Annotated in this window: 13 protein-coding genes; 8 read left to right on the forward strand and 5 right to left on the reverse strand. The window is 71.0% G+C overall.

Annotation, left to right across the window (positions count from 1 at the left end; translation table 11 throughout):
- Nucleotides 1-80 precede the first annotated feature (80 nt).
- On the forward strand, nucleotides 81-401 hold the full coding sequence (locus tag OG589_RS40290) for a hypothetical protein (RefSeq protein WP_405143915.1): 321 nt from the start codon (nucleotides 81-83) through the stop codon (nucleotides 399-401).
- A 100-nt stretch (nucleotides 402-501) separates the two neighbouring features.
- Nucleotides 502-1,644 carry a UDP-N-acetylmuramate dehydrogenase gene (locus OG589_RS40295; protein ID WP_405143916.1) on the forward strand — a complete coding sequence of 381 codons (1,143 nt, stop codon included), beginning with the start codon at nucleotides 502-504 and terminating at the stop codon, nucleotides 1,642-1,644.
- A gap of 111 nt (nucleotides 1,645-1,755) precedes the next feature.
- Here OG589_RS40295 and OG589_RS40300 read toward each other — a convergent pair whose 3' ends face one another.
- Complete coding sequence (locus OG589_RS40300) at nucleotides 1,756-2,529, reverse strand: transposase (protein ID WP_405143917.1); 774 nt, start codon at nucleotides 2,527-2,529, stop codon at nucleotides 1,756-1,758.
- 526 nt (nucleotides 2,530-3,055) lie between these two features.
- Here OG589_RS40300 and OG589_RS40305 point away from each other — a divergent pair.
- Nucleotides 3,056-5,071, forward strand: a complete 2,016-nt coding sequence (locus OG589_RS40305; protein ID WP_405143918.1) for a zinc ribbon domain-containing protein — start codon at nucleotides 3,056-3,058, stop codon at nucleotides 5,069-5,071.
- On the opposite strand, the gene OG589_RS40310 is transcribed toward OG589_RS40305, so the two are convergent.
- From OG589_RS40310 to OG589_RS40325, 4 genes are all read right to left on the reverse strand, one after another.
- Nucleotides 5,068-5,634 (reverse strand): TMEM165/GDT1 family protein, encoded by a 567-nt coding sequence (locus OG589_RS40310; RefSeq protein ID WP_405143919.1) that lies wholly within the window; start codon nucleotides 5,632-5,634, stop codon nucleotides 5,068-5,070. The two genes, OG589_RS40305 and OG589_RS40310, sit on opposite strands and share 4 nt — an antisense overlap.
- A 410-nt stretch (nucleotides 5,635-6,044) precedes the next feature.
- Nucleotides 6,045-8,960 (reverse strand): ATP-binding protein, encoded by a 2,916-nt coding sequence (locus OG589_RS40315; RefSeq protein ID WP_405143920.1) that lies wholly within the window; start codon nucleotides 8,958-8,960, stop codon nucleotides 6,045-6,047.
- A 366-nt stretch (nucleotides 8,961-9,326) separates the two neighbouring features.
- On the reverse strand, nucleotides 9,327-9,494 hold the full coding sequence (locus OG589_RS40320) for a hypothetical protein (protein ID WP_405143921.1): 168 nt from the start codon (nucleotides 9,492-9,494) through the stop codon (nucleotides 9,327-9,329).
- 104 nt (nucleotides 9,495-9,598) lie between these two features.
- Nucleotides 9,599-10,249 carry a TetR/AcrR family transcriptional regulator gene (locus OG589_RS40325; protein ID WP_405143922.1) on the reverse strand — a complete coding sequence of 217 codons (651 nt, stop codon included), beginning with the start codon at nucleotides 10,247-10,249 and terminating at the stop codon, nucleotides 9,599-9,601.
- A 125-nt stretch (nucleotides 10,250-10,374) separates the two neighbouring features.
- Here OG589_RS40325 and OG589_RS40330 point away from each other — a divergent pair, with 125 nt between their 5' ends.
- The 5 genes from OG589_RS40330 (at nucleotide 10,375) to OG589_RS40350 (ending at nucleotide 15,190) form a co-directional block, all read left to right on the forward strand.
- Nucleotides 10,375-11,577, forward strand: a complete 1,203-nt coding sequence (locus OG589_RS40330) for a cytochrome P450 (RefSeq protein WP_405143924.1) — start codon at nucleotides 10,375-10,377, stop codon at nucleotides 11,575-11,577.
- 91 nt (nucleotides 11,578-11,668) lie between these two features.
- Nucleotides 11,669-12,685: a deoxyribose-phosphate aldolase gene (deoC, locus tag OG589_RS40335; protein WP_405143925.1), complete on the forward strand. Its 1,017-nt coding sequence runs from the start codon at nucleotides 11,669-11,671 to the stop codon at nucleotides 12,683-12,685.
- Between the two features lie 10 nt (nucleotides 12,686-12,695).
- A complete protein-coding gene (locus OG589_RS40340) occupies nucleotides 12,696-14,126 on the forward strand; it encodes an aldehyde dehydrogenase family protein (RefSeq protein ID WP_405143926.1) in 1,431 nt (476 codons plus the stop codon).
- A complete protein-coding gene (locus tag OG589_RS40345) occupies nucleotides 14,119-14,328 on the forward strand; it encodes a hypothetical protein (RefSeq protein WP_405143928.1) in 210 nt (69 codons plus the stop codon). The genes OG589_RS40340 and OG589_RS40345 overlap by 8 nt, the downstream gene beginning before the upstream one ends.
- Nucleotides 14,321-15,190: an aldehyde dehydrogenase family protein gene (locus tag OG589_RS40350; protein ID WP_405143929.1), complete on the forward strand. Its 870-nt coding sequence runs from the start codon at nucleotides 14,321-14,323 to the stop codon at nucleotides 15,188-15,190. Before OG589_RS40345 ends, OG589_RS40350 begins: the two co-directional genes overlap by 8 nt.
- Nucleotides 15,191-15,199: the final 9 nt, after the last annotated feature.

Raw genomic sequence — 15,199 nt, forward strand, 5'->3', positions numbered from 1 at the left:
ATCGTGCTCCCGGGCCCGGTGGTCCACCCATGGACCGCCGGGCCTGAATGCTTCCCTCCCCGGTGGGTACTGGGGGCAGCGTGAACGAAGCACCGAAGCACACAGACGAACGCGATGACCAGAAGCTCGCGCCTACGGCGGATCACGGCATCGAGACGGAGTCCGGGACCGAGGACATGATCGCCTCACAGGTGCTGTGGGATTCCAGCCTGGCGGCTTCGAGGCTGGACGAGGCGATCAGCGCCGCCGCGCGGGACGATGACCAGGAGCGGTCCGTGCCCCAGGGAGACCCACCCGGCCACCAGGACCACCACAAAGGGGGCCCGGAGCACGGCGAGAAGGTGCCCCGCCGGACCCAGGAGCGCGCTCAGGAGCTACGCCGTCCCCACCTCAACCATTGAGCGCCGCGTGGGACGCGGGCCGGGGCCGGGGGCCGCTCGTCTAGGCTGAGTGCCGGCGCGCGGTGCCCGCACGCCGCTTCGTACGTGCTGGGGAAGGTGCATGGCTGACCGTGTGGCAGGTGTGCGGCTCGCGCCGTACACCACGTTGAGAGTGGGCGGGGCGGCGCGCGCCTTCGTGGAGGCCCGTACGGGCGAGGAGCTCGTCGAGCTGGTCGCGGAGGCCGACCGGGCCGGCGAGCCGGTGCTCGTGCTCGGGGGCGGCAGCAACCTGGTGGTCTCCGACGACGGCTTCGACGGGCTGGTGGTCCGGGTCTCCTCGCGCGGGGTCGACGTGCGCGACGAGGGAAGCCGTGTCGTGGTGACCGCGCAGGCGGGGGAGGACTGGGACGCCCTGGTGGCCCGCGCCGTGGCCGAGGGCTGGTCCGGGATCGAGTGCCTGTCGGGCGTTCCCGGCCTGGTCGGGTCGACCCCGATCCAGAACGTCGGCGCGTACGGGCAGGACGTCTCGCAGACCGTCGTCGGCGTCCGCGCCTACGACCGGCGGACGGGCGAGGTGCTCGGCCTCGACGCCGGGCAGTGCGGGTTCGCCTACCGGCACAGCGCCTTCAAGGAGGATCTCGCCCGTTATGTCGTGCTGTCCGTGACTTACGCGCTGGAGAGGTCCGAGAAGTCCGGGCCCGTCGCGTACAAGGAGCTGGCGGCGAGGCTCGGCGTGGAGATCGGCGGCAGGGTCGCCCTGCACGAGGCCCGTACGGCCGTGCTCGACCTGCGCCGGGGCAAGGGCATGGTCCTCGACGCCTCCGATCCCGACACGTGCAGCGCCGGCTCGTTCTTCACCAACCCGATACTGGACGGGCCGGAGACGGCAGAGCTGGAGCGCAGGGCTCCGGGGTTCCCCCGGTGGGACATGCCAGGAGGCGCGGTCAAGGTGCCCGCCGCCTGGCTCATCGAGCACGCGGGCTTCCCCAAGGGATACCGCCGCGGCCCGGCGCGCATCTCCACCAAGCACACGCTGGCGCTGACCAACCCGGGCGGGCTCCGGGTCACCGGTTTCCCGAGCGACCCCGAGGGCCTCGCGGCCGGCGCCGGTCCGGCGCCGTCCGGGCCTTCCCCGGCCTCGGACGGCGGCCCGGCGACGGCGGCCGATCTGCTGGCGCTGGCCAGGGAGGTCAAGGAAGGCGTCGAGGCGAAGTTCGGGGTCACCCTGGTGAACGAGCCCGTGATGGTCGGCCTCCGGCTCTGAGTCATCCTGAGCCCCGCCGCCGAGCCGTCCCCGGCCCGCCGCCGGACCCTAGGACCTATCACGTTTCGCTGATCGAGACGGTTTCCCCTGATCTGGCGATCTGGTTGATCGTCAGGCTGCCACCTCCAGCTTCAGGTTGTGGAGCGCGGCGACGCCCGCGACGGCATGATTGATGGCGTCTGCTTTGCGGCGGCATTGGCGCAGGATCTGATGGTCTTTCAGCCGGGCCAGGGTGTGCTCGACCACTGCCCGGCGTTTACCGAACCGCCGGTAGGTGCGGTCCTTGATTATCTTGCCGTCGGGCCCGCGGGCAGGGTTGCGGACCCCGGCCGCGCCGCGATAGGCGCCATCTTGCGACAGGCGAGGGTGCGCGGTCAGGGCGGGATCTCGTCCCAGGGTGTTGCGGTAGACGACGATGTCATTGCGGTTGCCGGGCCAGGACGTGCCGACCGCGACGACGCGGCGGTCCCGGGCGCGGGTGATGATCTGCACGTTGACGCTGCGCCGGTAGTTCTTGGACTTGGCGGTCTTGGTGTGGTCGTGGACGGGGATGAGGGTGCCGTCGACGACCCACAGTTCCCGCTTGTCGGCCGGGGGCGGGCCGAGCAGGGCGGCCAGGTGCGGCGCGAAGTCGTGGACGACGCGGTGCGCGGCGGCGTGGGAGATGCCGAACAGGGAGCCGAGTTGGGCGAAGGTCAGGTTGGTGCGGTAGGCCAAGACGATGAGCAGGACCCGGTCGGGGTAGGCCGGCGCCCACGGGTGCCCGATGCCCTTGTCGGGGCGGCGGTCCCACAGCCGCCGGATAAGGGTCAGGAACTGGGCGCCGGACAGTCCGGTCCAGGCTTTGAGGTCCGCTGAGGTGCACCGCGCCAGCCGCATCCGCATACCACCGACCGTGTCCGCTGGTTACATAGAGCGATATGCCCTGGCGGTGCCCTCCGTCTTCCGTCCGGAGAGCGGAGAGCGGAGAGCGGAGAGCGGAGAGCGGAGAGCGGAGAGCGGAGAGCGGAGAGCGGAGAGCGGAGAGCGGAGAGCGGAGGAAATTGTCAGTGCTGTCTGGCACGGTGATGTCATGGCTGTGGCGAGAGGGACGCCTGGGGTGATCGCGAGCGGTGATGGCCACCGCTCCTCGTCTTCGTCTTCGTCGTCCTCGTCCTCGTCGGTTCGGCGGTTTCGGGGGAAGAACAAGGGTCGGGGCTGGCGTCGTGCTGAGGATCAGCCGGTGTCGGTGATCCGGTTGGCGCTGGATAGCAGTGATCCGCAGGTCCGGGCCCGGTTGGAGGCTCTGTTCGGGGCGTCGTGGCGGTTGAAGCGGGCGTTGCAGCACGATGCCGCTGATCGGGTGGCGGCGTATTGGGCGGGGGAACACCGCCGGGCGCAGGATCCTGGCGGGTGGCGTAAGGAGCTGGGGTTGTCGCGGGCGGGGCTGGAGGCCGCCGCCCGGGCGCATCTGGACCGCTCTGGGCATCTGTTGCATCATCTGACCAAGGCGCTGGCGCTGCATCAGGCCGATGAGGTGTGGAACGGGGTGGCGCGGCATCTGTTCCCCGACGCCGCCGGTCGTTATGCCGGAGCGCCGAAGATCGGCCGGTATCACCGGTATACCCGGATCCCGGGCCGGGCCCGCTCCCACACGGCCGGCCGTAAGTGGGAGACGTTCCGGCTGCACGGCAGCCTGGCCGGGCATCTGGCCGCGTACCGGGCGCCGGGCTTGCCGGCGGGGCTGGGCATGGCCGATGCCGGGCTGCTGCCCACGGGCATGCCCGTGCTGGCGCAGCCACGCCGGATGCCTCCCCCCAGCCCCAGCACCACAAGCCCAGGTTCGGGTTCGGGTGGGCGGTTCTCCTGGTGGGACCATGACGGGCCGTTGATGGTCGTGTTCAGTGGGGGTGCCGCCGCTGCGGCCGGGGATCTGGTGCTGCCGGTGCGGCTGCCCCAGGGCGCGGGCCGCTGGCCCTATCTGGCGCATTACCTGGCCCGGCCGCAGTATTGGCACAAGATTGACCTGGTGCGGCGGCCCGATCCCGGCGTGCGCGGCGGCTGGCGGTACGAAGCCCACCTGATGATCTTGGGTGTGGGGTATGCCGGCCCGGCCACCCGGGCCCGCCGCGCCACCATGGCCGGCCTGGCCCGCGCCGGTGGAGTGGACGGGAACGTCTCCAACCTGGCCATCGTCTCCGTCCCCGCCGACCTGAGCCCCACCCCGGCAGGGCCCGTCCCGGCAGGGCTCATCCCAGCAGGGCTCATCCCAGCAGGGCTCATCCCAGCAGGCTCCGCCATGGCCGGGCCTGTCCCGGGGCACCGATCTTGGCCGGTCGGCGGATCGCACGATGCCGTCATGATGGGCTCTGGCCAAGGCCTTGGGACCGGTGACGCCCGAAACGGTGACGCCCCACGCGGAAGCGGAAGCGGTGCTGGGCTGGTCCGTTCCACCCGGCTCATCCTCACCGTCGGCCAGCAGGCCGCGCTGGCCCGTGACCGTAAGAAGGCCAAGGGCCGTAAGCGGGCGCTGGATCGCTCCCGGCGCGCCGCCAACCCCGCCCAGTACCAGCCCTCGGCCCGTCAGCAGGCCCGGGACCAGCGCCGCGCGCGAGCGGGCCTGCCCGCCAAGCAGCCCAGCGTCCGATCCGGGCCGCGCCTGGCAGGCGCCGCCGGGACACCCCGGCAGGCCTACCGCAAAGACACCCTGACCCGCGGCTACCGCAAGCTCCGCACCGCGGTCGCCGCCGACGCCGCCCGCCGCGCCGAAGCCCGCCGCGCCCGCACCTACGCCACCGCCGCCGCCCTGACCAGCGTGCACGGCGCCAACCTGACCGTGGAAGACTGCGACATCTCCACCTGGCACCGGCTCTGGGGCCGGGCCTGCGCCGCGTTCACCCCCGGCCTGCTCATCACCGCCCTGGCCCGTGAATGCGCCGCCACCGGCGGCGCACTGCTGCGCGCCTCCACCACCAAAACCGCGATGTCCCAGCACTGCCTGTGCGGCGCCCGCGTCACCAAATCCCTGGCCGCCCGGACCCATCACTGCCCGGCCTGCGGCCTGACCGCCGACCGGGATCTGGTCTCCGCCGCGCTGGCCGCCTGCGTCACCTTGAGCGACCCAGCCGACCCACAGACCGCGCGCGTGGACTACACCCGCGCCCGTCAGCTCCGCACCACCCAAGGGCTGCAAGAAGCCCTGACCGAGTCAACCGTGATAAGCCCCGCCACCGCCCCATCCGATGGAGCGGGAACGGGCGATACGGCAGCCGCCCCCCGCCCGCACCGCCGCACCCGGCAGCGCGGGCGGGGGGCGGCCTCTGCTCGGCGAAGTTCCGGCCCCGGTGACATGCCGACCCCGGATGAGACGACGACCTCCCCAGGCCGCCGACCACGCCGGAAAGACATGATCACACACCGGACTGTCATAATACGTGACAGCTCTTAGATGAGGGCCTCGGCGATGAGGACGATGCCGAAGACGGCGAAGGCGGCGGCGGCGCCGTACTTGATGACCCTCTCGGGCAGGTGCTTGCCGAGCATCCGGCCGACGACGATGGCCAGGGCGTCGGCGGCGACCATGCCCACGGTGGAGCCGATCCACGTGCCGAGCCAGCCGTGCTGGGTGGCGAGGGTGATCGTCGCGAGCATCGTCTTGTCGCCCAGCTCGCTGAGGAAGAACGCCACGGTCACCGCGATCACGGCGCTGCGTGTGGTGCGCTCGGCCTTGCTCGACTCCTCGTCGCTCAGCTCGTCGCCGCGAAGGGTCCACAGGGCGAAGAACAGGAACGCGATGCCCGCGACGACGGCGATGGCGGTCTTCGGGAGCGCGTCGCCGATGAGGCCGCCGAGCCCGACGCTGAAGAGGTGCACCACCGCCGTCGCGATGGTGATGCCGGCGAGCACCGGCCACGGCTTGAACCTCGTGGCGAAGGTCATGGCCATGAGCTGGCTCTTGTCGCCCAGCTCGGCCACGAAGATCACGCCGAGACTGATCCAGAACGCTTCCACAGGGGGGTCGCCCTTCCTTGTAGCGCGACCGGGCTGGGAGCGAGCACCACGGGGAGTCTCGGGGCACGTCGACCTCGGCCCGGCAGCGTGTTCGTGCATGGCTGCCAAGCCGAAGGTCTCGTCCGCCTCGTGAACGAGGCCCGCGCGACCGGGCTTACGCCAGCATGTCGATCACGCGATTGGGACTACTCCCCTTCGGTGTTTCCACCCAACCCTAACGGATGCCCCTGGGGCGGCATTCCGGCAAGGCCCCGCAAAGCGCGCTCTTGCAAGACCGAGGTGCGGGAAACCCCGTACCCGGCGGGCGGCTCGCCCGGGTAAAAATGTCGGAGCCCCGGCTCACGGCCTCGGGGTCAGGCGACCATCGAGGGGTCAGGCGACCATCGACAAGTCAGGCGAGCATCGACAGGTCAGGCGAGCATCGATAGGCGGTGGGCCGCGGCGGCGGCCTCGCCGCGGGTGGAGACGCCGAGCTTGCCCAGGATGTTGGAGACGTGCACGCTCACCGTCTTGGCCGAGATGAACAGCTCGCCGGCGATGTCGCGGTTCGAGCGGCCCTGGGCCACCAGCCGGAGCACCTCCAGCTCGCGTGGCGTCAGATCGGCCACGGCCAGGCCCTGCTGCCCCGCCGGGACGTTGTGCCCCGCCCCGGCCTGGCCGTTCTGGCCGTCCGCCGAGGGAGCCGTGCTCAGGACGGTGCCGACGCGGCGGGCCAGTGCCTCGATCTCGGTGAGGAGCGGGCGGGCGCCGAGCGCGTGCGCGATCGGATACGCCTCGCGCAGCCGCGCGGACGCCCCTTCCCGGTCACCGGCCCTGGCCACCGCGGCGGCCGCCTGCGTGAGGGACCTGGCACGGGGGTGGGGCCGCCCGAGGCGCTCCCAGGCGGCGGCGGCCTCGTCGAAGTCGCCTCGGCTCATCAGCCGGTAGGCGTCGGCGATCGGGCCGTCCGAGGTCATGCTCGGCGCCAGCGCGTCCGCCCTGGCCCGTACCGCCTCCGCGAGCTCGGGAGCGGCGACCGCGGCGGTCTCGCAGACCAGCCGGCTCTGCGCGAGGGCCCGCCATCCGAGCATGGGCTTGCTGGAGTGCGGTGTGCTGGAGATCGACAGGATGTGCTCGGTGGCCTTGAGGGCTTCGAGCGGCTTGCCGCGCAGCAGGTGGAACTCGATCACGAGGCGGGTGTTGGTCATCCACTCCTGGGCGAACTCGCTCATCTCGCCGCCGTGCAGGGCGCCGACCTCGATGAGGACCCGCTCCAGGAGGTCGACCTCGCCCCTTCCCGCGGCGACGTCGCCCCGGACCCGCAGCAGGTGCCCCCGGATCCTCGGGATGGGGCCACTGGCGAGGGCCTGGTCGATCGCCCCGACCGCTTCGTCCCAGCGGCCGAGTGCTTCGAGCGCCTCCGCCCGGTTGTTGGCGAGGAACGCGCCGCTGACCCGGTAGCGGCCGTACTTGCGGGACGTCGTCTCGCCGTCCAGCGCGAGCTTCACGGCCTGCTCGGAGCGGCCGAGGTTGTTGAGGGCGTCGACGTTGTTGGCCATGGCGCGCAGCACGATGCGGCCCGAGCCGAGGCTCTCGCCGATCTCCATGGCGCGCTCGTTGGTGAGCAGCGTCGCCTCCAGGTCGCCCGCCAGCGACTGGCCGAGGGCGAGGTTGGTCAGCAGCTCGGCCTCCTGGCACGGGTCGCCGATCTCGCGGGCGATGCGCAGGGCCTCCCGGGTGAGCGCGGTGCCCTCGACCGTCTCGTTGATGAACATCAGCCACGAGCTGAGCCTGGTGAGCACCTGAACACGGGCGGCGCCGGGGACGGGGACCAGCCGCTCGGCGTACCGGAGGTCGTCGAGGCCGCCTCGCTTGCCCTTGTCGCTCTTGAGCTGGGAGCGGCGGACGAGGAGCTGGGCGACGCGCTCTGGCTGGGCGGTCTCGTCCAGCTCGGCCAGGGCGCCCTTGACGAACTTCAGGCCGCGGTCGGTGTCGCCGCTGATGACGGCGGCCTCCGACGCCAGCTCCAGCACCGTGGTGTGGTCCACGCCGATGCGCTCGGCGGCGTCCGGAACCCTGTCCCAGAGCGAGAGCACGCGTTCGAGCAGCTGTATCTGCTCGGTGTAGGCGAAGGCGTTGGCGGCCTTGGCCGAGGCCTCCCACGCGGAGATGAGCGCCCAGAGGTGGTCGCGCGCGGAGAACCAGTGATGGGCGATCTCGATGGCGGCACGCCCGTGCGGCACGAGCCTTCGGTCGCGGTCGATCGCCTCGGCGAACCGCGCGTGGATGCGGTTGTGCTCGCCGGGGAGCATCTCCTCGTGCACGGCCTCGCGGATCAGCGAGTGGCGGAAGGCGTACGCCCGCCCGTCGGCCACCTGGATGACGTTGCCGGCGATGGCGGGGCGCAGGGCGTTCTCCAGGTCGACGTCGGACAGGTCGGTGACCGCGGCGAGGAGCTCGTGGCCGACGCGGTTGCCGCCGGCCGCCGCGATGCGGAGCACGCGCTGCGTCTCCTCGGGCAGCCGCTCCACCGAGCCGATGATGAGGTCCTGAAGGGATTCGGGGACGCTGCAGTCGTCGTCGCGCTCCATCAGCGCCTCGACGAACAGCGGGATGCCCTCGCTCCGCTGGTAGACCTTCTTGACCAGCGCGAACTCGGGGACGTCTCCCCGTATCCCGGCGATCTGCGCGGCGACCTCGCTCTCGCTGAGCCGGGGGAGGTCGAGCCGTACCACGCCGTCGACCCGGCCGAGCTCGGCGAGCACCGGGCGCAGGGGGTGCTGGCGGTGCAGCTCGTCCGAGCGGTAAGTCATGATCATGAGGACCGGCGCGGTCCTGAGGTTCCGGCTGAGGAAGGCGATCAGGTCGCGGCTGGAGCGGTCGGCCCAGTGGACGTCCTCGATGACGAGGATCACCGACCGGCGCTCGGCGAGGCGTTCGAGCAGCGTGAGGAACTGCTCGAAGAGCCGGGCCCTGCCCGTCTCGGTCTCCTTGTCGCCGCTCGGCTCGCCGAACTCCGGCAGCAGCCTCGCCAGGTCGCGGGCGGCGCCGTCGGGCAGCAGCGCGGCGACCTCGCCGGCGCCCATCTCCTTGACGAGCTGGCGGAGGGCGGCGGTGAACGGCGCGTAGGCGAGGCCTTCGGTGGAGAGCTCCACGCAGCCGCCGACGAGGATGTGCGCCCCCGTACAAGCGGCATCCTCGGCGAAGCGGGTGACCAGGCGGGTCTTGCCGCCGCCGGCCTCGCCTCCGAGCAGCACGGCGGCCGCGGCCTGCTTGCGTGCCTGCTCGAAAGCCTCGGACAGTGTTCCCAGCTCGGCTTCCCGTCCCACGAAAACGGGACTCACCATCCGACCCACCATGTCAGCAAGCATGTCACGACCTATGGCATCGTTCGCCTTATTTATCCGTCGGCTGAAGCGGGTTGTGCGGCCGCTCAGGAAGTGCTCTGGTCTGCGGCGCGGGACTCCGGTACGTCCGGGCGGGTTCCGGCTACGGGGGCTGAGAAGCCCGGCCGGGAGGGAGGATCCGGCCGGGCATCACCACCCTGGGTTTCTCGTGTCCTGGATGGGCGTGTCCTGGGCTTCCCCGCCTGGCCCGGGCGTTCCCCGTGATCCGGGGAGTCGCCCGCCAGGACCGGGGTCGTCCGGGGCTCCAGGGGTTCGCGCGTTCGGTACCGCGATTGCGGCCGGCGGCGCGAACCGTGATCTGGGCGATCACGAGGTGCGGAGCTTGCCGAAGGCCGCGCGCAGGCGCCGCTGCGGGCTGCTCTCCCGTACCTTCCTGCCGTCCACGGCCTCGCGGGCGCGGCGGTGGTTGCTGGCCTCCTCGTGTAGTTCGGCCACTCGGCTGGCGATGAGCTGGTAGTGAATCTCGGGAGCCATTTTCGGCATCTCCTTGAGGTCGCTTTTTCTGATACCTCAAGAATCCGGCTAAGGCGCCCATCCCCACATCGGGCGGATGCCTTATCTCCCGGTGGTCCTGCGGCCTAGGACTCCCTAGGACCCCCGCATTGTGCCCTAGACGCCCGTGTGGATCGCCGCCTCAGGCCGGTGTCGGGGGGTAGGGGGTGGGCCGCACCGGGGCGCAGGGAGTCGAGCAGGAGCGCCAGGTAGCGCCACCAGCCGGTGGCGGGGCGCTCGGCCACCCTCAGCGTGCTCACCAGCATGAAGACCAGCCGGGGCAGGTCGTCGCGATGCAGGTCGGCACGTACGAGCCCGGCCTCCTGGGCGCGCTCGACCAGGGTGGCGAGGGCGGCGAAGAACCGGGATTCGAGGCCGGAGGTGAGCGCCGCGGGGTCGCGGGCGGCCTGCAGGATGCCGAACTCCTCGGCGGCCAGCCCGAGGGCCGCTTCGAGCACGGTGACCATGCCGCGCCAGGGGTCCTCATCGGAGAGGGCCCTGCTGATCGCGGGCTCGACCCGCTCGGCGTAGCAGGACTCCAGCACGGCCTGGATGAGCTCTTCCTTGCTGGGGAAGCGCCGGTAGAGGGTGGCGACGCCCACGCCCGCCTGCCTGGCCACCTCGTCCAGCGGGACGTCGATGCCCGACTCGGCGAAGGCTCGGCGGGCCGCGCGCACGAGCCGCTCGGCGTTGCGCGCCGCGTCGGCTCGGAGGGGCGGCCTGCTGGCAGGGCTCATCCAGGAAAGCCTAACAGGTGATAGTCAACTATCACTTGTGCTAGAGTCATGGCCACGGTTACCCAGAGTGAAACACGCGTTCAGGCACGGCCGCCAGCACCCACTCTCATGGAAGGAACCGGGCGATGACCGAGACTCCGCTCGCGCCGACCCACATCAGGCGAGACCGCTTCGATCCCATTCCCGAGCTGGCCCGGCTGCGCGCCGACGAGCCGGTCAGCCGCGTCGAGCTCTTCTTCGGCCAGAGCGCCTGGCTCCTCACGCGGTACGAGGACGTGCGCGAGGTGCTCGGAGACGCCACGCGGTTCAGCAACAGGATGCGGGCCCCCTTCGGCGTGCCCGCGCCGGACACCGAGGGTCACACGCCGGAGACCCCGCGGGTGGTCTCGGGGGTGCTCATCGGCTACGACCCGCCCGACCACACCAGGCTCCGCCGCCTTCTCACGCCGGAGTTCACCATGCGGCGCATGCGCAGGCTCCAGCCGCGCATCGAGGCCATCGTGGCCGAGCACCTCCAGGCGATGGAGGACGCCGGCTCCCCGGGCGACCTCGTGCAGTCGTTCGCGCTGCCGATCCCCTCGCTGGTGATCTGCGAGCTGCTCGGCGTGCCGTACGCCGACCGGGAGGGGTTCCAGCGCCGCAGCAACGCCCGGCTGAACGTCTTCCTCGACCTTTCGGCCAGGGCGGCGGCGCTGGCGGAGTCCCAGGCCTACATGGGCGAGCTCGTGGCGCGGCAGCGGGCGAACCCCGGCGACGACATGATCGGCATGCTGGTGCGCGAGCACGGCGACGCGATCAGCGACGCCGAGCTGGTCGGCGTGTCCGACCTGCTGCTGCTCGCCGGCCACGAGACCACCTCCAACATGCTGGGCCTCGGCACCCTGCTGCTGCTCCTCAACCCCGACCAGCTCGCCGCGATGCGCGACGGTGAAGAGGTCGACCAGATGGTGGAGGAGCTGCTGCGCTTCCTGTCGATCGTGCACACCGTGGTCCCGCGCACCGCCAAGGAGGACGTCGTGCTGTCCGGGCAGCAGATCAAGGCGGGCGAGACGCTGGTCTGCTCGATTCCCGCGGCCAACCGCGACCCCTCGCTCGGGGACGATCTCGACCGGTTCGACCCCTCCCGCGACGCGGGCCCCCACCTCGCCTTCGGGCACGGCATCCACCACTGCCTGGGAGCGCCCCTGGCCCGCATGGAGATGCGCATCGCCTTCCCCGCGCTCCTTCGCCGGTTCCCCGGGCTGCGGCTCGCCGTGCCGGTCGAGGAGGTTCCCTTCCGGTCGTTCTCGGTGGTCTACGGCGTGGAGTCCCTGCCCGTGGCCTGGTGAGGCGCGCCTCAGCGGACGAGCCACATCCCGGCGCAGGACCGGGCAGGTGGCTGTGGCGACATTTGCTGAAATATCGTAGACAGTCTGTGCGATGGCCCGGTTTGGAACAATCACGCTGGTCGGCGATGCTGGTGAGGTGTCAACACTGACGACTTCGCTCGCGGAGATCGCGTCATCGAACGCGACCCTGCGGGCATTTCTGCATGGCCTGCCGGGTGTCGATCGGGTGGGTGCCGACCAGCGCGCCGCGATGCTGGGCACCCGTTCCATCAAGACGACCGCCAAGGCGCAGGCCATTGACCTGGCCATCTCCATGGTCGACCTCACCACCCTGGAGGGGGCGGACACCCCGGGCAAGGTGCGGGCGATGTGCGCCAAGGCGGTCCGGCCCGACCCGGGTGATCCTTCGGTTCCGAGGGTGGCGGCCGTGTGCGTGTATCCCGATCTGGTCGCCGAGGCGGTGCGGGCGCTCGGGCGCTCGGGGGTGCGGGTGGCGAGCGTCGCGACCGCCTTCCCCAGCGGCAGATCCTCCCTCGCGGTCAAGGTGGAGGACACGGCGCTCGCGGTCGAGGCGGGCGCCGACGAGATCGACATGGTGATCGACCGCGGCGCGTTCCTGTCGGGTGACTACCGGAAGATCTTCGAGGAGATCGTCGCCATCAAGGCCGCCTGCGCCCGCAGCGACAGCGCGGGTAAGGGGGATGCTCACCTGAAGGTCATTTTGGAGACCGGTGAGCTGGCGACGTACGACAACGTGCGGCGGGCGTCCTGGCTGGCGATGCTGGCGGGGGCCGACTTCATCAAGACCTCCACCGGCAAGGTGTCCCCGGCGGCCACGTTGCCGGTGACGCTGGTGATGCTGGAGGCCGTGCGGGACTTCCGCGCCCAGACCGGGCGCATGGTGGGCGTCAAGCCCGCCGGAGGGATCCGCACGACCAAGGACGCCATCAAGTATCTGGTGCTGGTCAACGAGACCGCCGGGCCCGACTGGCTGGACCCCGACTGGTTCAGGCTGGGCGCCTCCAGTGTGCTGAACGATCTGCTGATGCAGCGCCAGAAGATGGCCACCGGGCGTTATGCCGGTCCTGACTACTTCACCCTTGACTGAGGCGGGCCCCATGTTCGAATACGCACCGGCGCCCGAGTCACGCGACGTTGTCGACATCCGGCCCTCGTATGGGCTGTTCGTCAACGGCGAGTGGGTCGACTCCCTGGGCGATGAGCGCGAGAAGACCATCAACCCGGCGAGCGAAGAAGTGCTCTCGGAGTTCTCCCTCGCGAGTGAGGCCGACGTCGACAGGGCCGTCTCGGCGGCGCGCAAGGCGTACGAGTCGGTCTGGAGCCAACTCCCCGGCCGCGAGCGCGCCAAGTACCTGTTCCGCATCGCCCGCATCATCCAGGAGCGGTCACGCGAGCTGGCCGTGCTGGAGTCCCTCGACAACGGCAAGCCGATCCGCGAGTCCCGCGACGTCGACCTTCCCCTGGTCGCGGCGCACTTCTTCTACTACGCCGGGTGGGCCGACAAGCTCGGCCACGCCGGCCTCGGGGCCGATCCCCGGCCGCTCGGCGTGGCCGCCCAGGTCATCCCGTGGAACTTCCCGCTGCTGATGCTGGCCTGGAAGATCGCTCCTGCTTTGGCGTGTGGGAACACCGTGGTGCTCAAGCCGGCCGAGACCACGCCGCTGACCGCGCTGGCGTTCGCTGAGATCTGCCGGCAGGCCGACCTGCCGCCGGGTGTGGTGAACATCGTGACGGGCGCGGGGGCCACCGGTCAGGCGCTGGTGAACCACCCGGATGTGAACAAGGTGGCCTTCACCGGCTCGACCGAGGTCGGGCGGATGATCGCTCGTTCGGTGGCCGGGTCGGGCAAGAAGCTGACCTTGGAGCTGGGTGGCAAGGCCGCGAACATCGTGTTCGACGACGCCGCGCTCGACCAGGCGGTGGAGGGCATCGTCACGGGCATCTTCTTCAACCAGGGCCACGTCTGCTGCGCGGGTTCGCGGTTGCTGGTGCAGGAGTCGATCGAGGCCGAGCTGCTGGAGGCCCTCAAGCGGCGTCTGTCGACGCTGCGCCTCGGTGACCCGCTGGACAAGAACACCGATATCGGGGCGATCAACTCGGCTGCGCAGCTGGCGAAGATCAGGTCGTTGAGCGAGGCGGGGGAGCGGGAGGGTGCCGAGCGCTGGTCTCCTTCGTGTCCGATTCCGGACAAGGGTTTCTGGTTCCCGCCGACGGTGTTCACCGGGGTGGCGCAGTCGCACCGGATCGCCCGTGAGGAGATCTTCGGCCCGGTGTTGTCGGTTCTGACGTTCCGTACTCCGGCCGAGGCCGTGGAGAAGGCCAACAACAGCCCGTTCGGTCTGTCGGCGGGGGTGTGGACCGAGAAGGGGTCCAGGATCTTGTGGATGGCCGACAAGCTCCGCGCCGGGGTCGTCTGGGCCAACACCTTCAACCGCTTCGACCCCACGTCGCCGTTCGGCGGCTACAAGGAGTCCGGATACGGCCGTGAGGGCGGCCGGCATGGACTGGAGGCGTATCTCGATGTCTGAGCCCTGCGAGCACCGCCTGAGGCGCCGCCGGTCCCGGCGCGCGCAGATCACCCGCGGGCACGCCTACGGGCGGGCCGGCCGTACGAACTCGACCGCCCGCCAGGGCTGGTTCGCCCACCGCTGCGGGGTGAGCCGCTGCTGCCAGGTGTTCGTGCCGGTACGGCTCTCACCTGAAGAGATGACCTGGAGAGGCGATGACTGAGCCCAGCAGGCTCGCCGTACGCAAGACGTACAAGCTGTACATCGGCGGGGCGTTCCCGCGTTCGGAGAGCGGAAGGTCCTACGTGGTGACCTCCTCCAAGGGCGACTTCCTCGCCAACGCCTCCAAGGCCTCGCGCAAGGACGCCCGTGACGCGGTGTCGGCCGCGCGCAAGGCGTTCCCCGGCTGGTCGGGCGCCACGGCGTACAACCGCGGGCAGATCCTCTACCGCGTCGCCGAGATGCTGGAGGGGCGCCGGGCGCAGTTCGTGTCCGAGCTGGTCGACGCCGACGGGGTGTCGGCGCGCAAGGCCGGCGAGCTGGTGGACGCGGCCGTCGACCGGCTGGTCTGGTACGCGGGCTGGTCCGACAAGATCGGAGCGGTCCGGGGAGCGGCGAACCCGGTCGCCGGGCCGTACTTCAACCTGTCGACCCCGGAACCGACCGGCGTCGTGGCCGTCGTGGCTCCGCCGGAGGCGCCGCTGCTCGGCCTGGTCTCGGTGATCGCCCCGGTGATCGTCACGGGCAACACCTGCGTGGTGGTGGCCTCGGAGCGCGCGCCGCTTCCGTCGATCACCCTGGCCGAGGTGCTGGCCACCTCCGACCTGCCGGGCGGCGTCGTGAACCTGCTCACGGGCAGGGCCGCCGAGCTCGCGCCGTGGCTGTCGTCCCACATGGACGTCAACGCCGTCGACCTGACGGGCTGCACCGGGGAGCTGGCCGTGGCCTGCGAGCAGGACGCCGCCGAGAACCTCAAGCGCGTCCTGCGCCCGTCGGGGAAGACCGACTGGCTCGCCGACCCCGGCACCGGCCGGATGACCGCCTTCCTGGAGACCAAGACGGTCTGGCACCCGATCGGCATCTGACCGCGCCCG

Source organism: Sphaerisporangium sp. NBC_01403 (genome assembly GCF_045040145.1).
Lineage (GTDB): Bacteria > Actinomycetota > Actinomycetes > Streptosporangiales > Streptosporangiaceae > Sphaerisporangium > Sphaerisporangium viridialbum.

What these genes read in the sequence shown, in the direction of transcription:
- OG589_RS40295 (WP_405143916.1), top strand. Translation starts at nt 502, where the DNA reads ATGGCTGACCGTGTGGCAGGTGTGCGGCTCGCGCCGTACACCACGTTG.
- OG589_RS40300 (WP_405143917.1), bottom strand. Translation starts at nt 2,529, where the DNA reads ATGCGGATGCGGCTGGCGCGGTGCACCTCAGCGGACCTCAAAGCCTGG.
- OG589_RS40315 (WP_405143920.1), bottom strand. Translation starts at nt 8,960, where the DNA reads ATGGTGAGTCCCGTTTTCGTGGGACGGGAAGCCGAGCTGGGAACACTG.
- OG589_RS40320 (WP_405143921.1), bottom strand. Translation starts at nt 9,494, where the DNA reads ATGGCTCCCGAGATTCACTACCAGCTCATCGCCAGCCGAGTGGCCGAA.
- OG589_RS40325 (WP_405143922.1), bottom strand. Translation starts at nt 10,249, where the DNA reads ATGAGCCCTGCCAGCAGGCCGCCCCTCCGAGCCGACGCGGCGCGCAAC.
- OG589_RS40330 (WP_405143924.1), top strand. Translation starts at nt 10,375, where the DNA reads ATGACCGAGACTCCGCTCGCGCCGACCCACATCAGGCGAGACCGCTTC.
- deoC (WP_405143925.1), top strand. Translation starts at nt 11,669, where the DNA reads ATGGCCCGGTTTGGAACAATCACGCTGGTCGGCGATGCTGGTGAGGTG.
- OG589_RS40340 (WP_405143926.1), top strand. Translation starts at nt 12,696, where the DNA reads ATGTTCGAATACGCACCGGCGCCCGAGTCACGCGACGTTGTCGACATC.
- OG589_RS40345 (WP_405143928.1), top strand. Translation starts at nt 14,119, where the DNA reads ATGTCTGAGCCCTGCGAGCACCGCCTGAGGCGCCGCCGGTCCCGGCGC.
- OG589_RS40350 (WP_405143929.1), top strand. Translation starts at nt 14,321, where the DNA reads ATGACTGAGCCCAGCAGGCTCGCCGTACGCAAGACGTACAAGCTGTAC.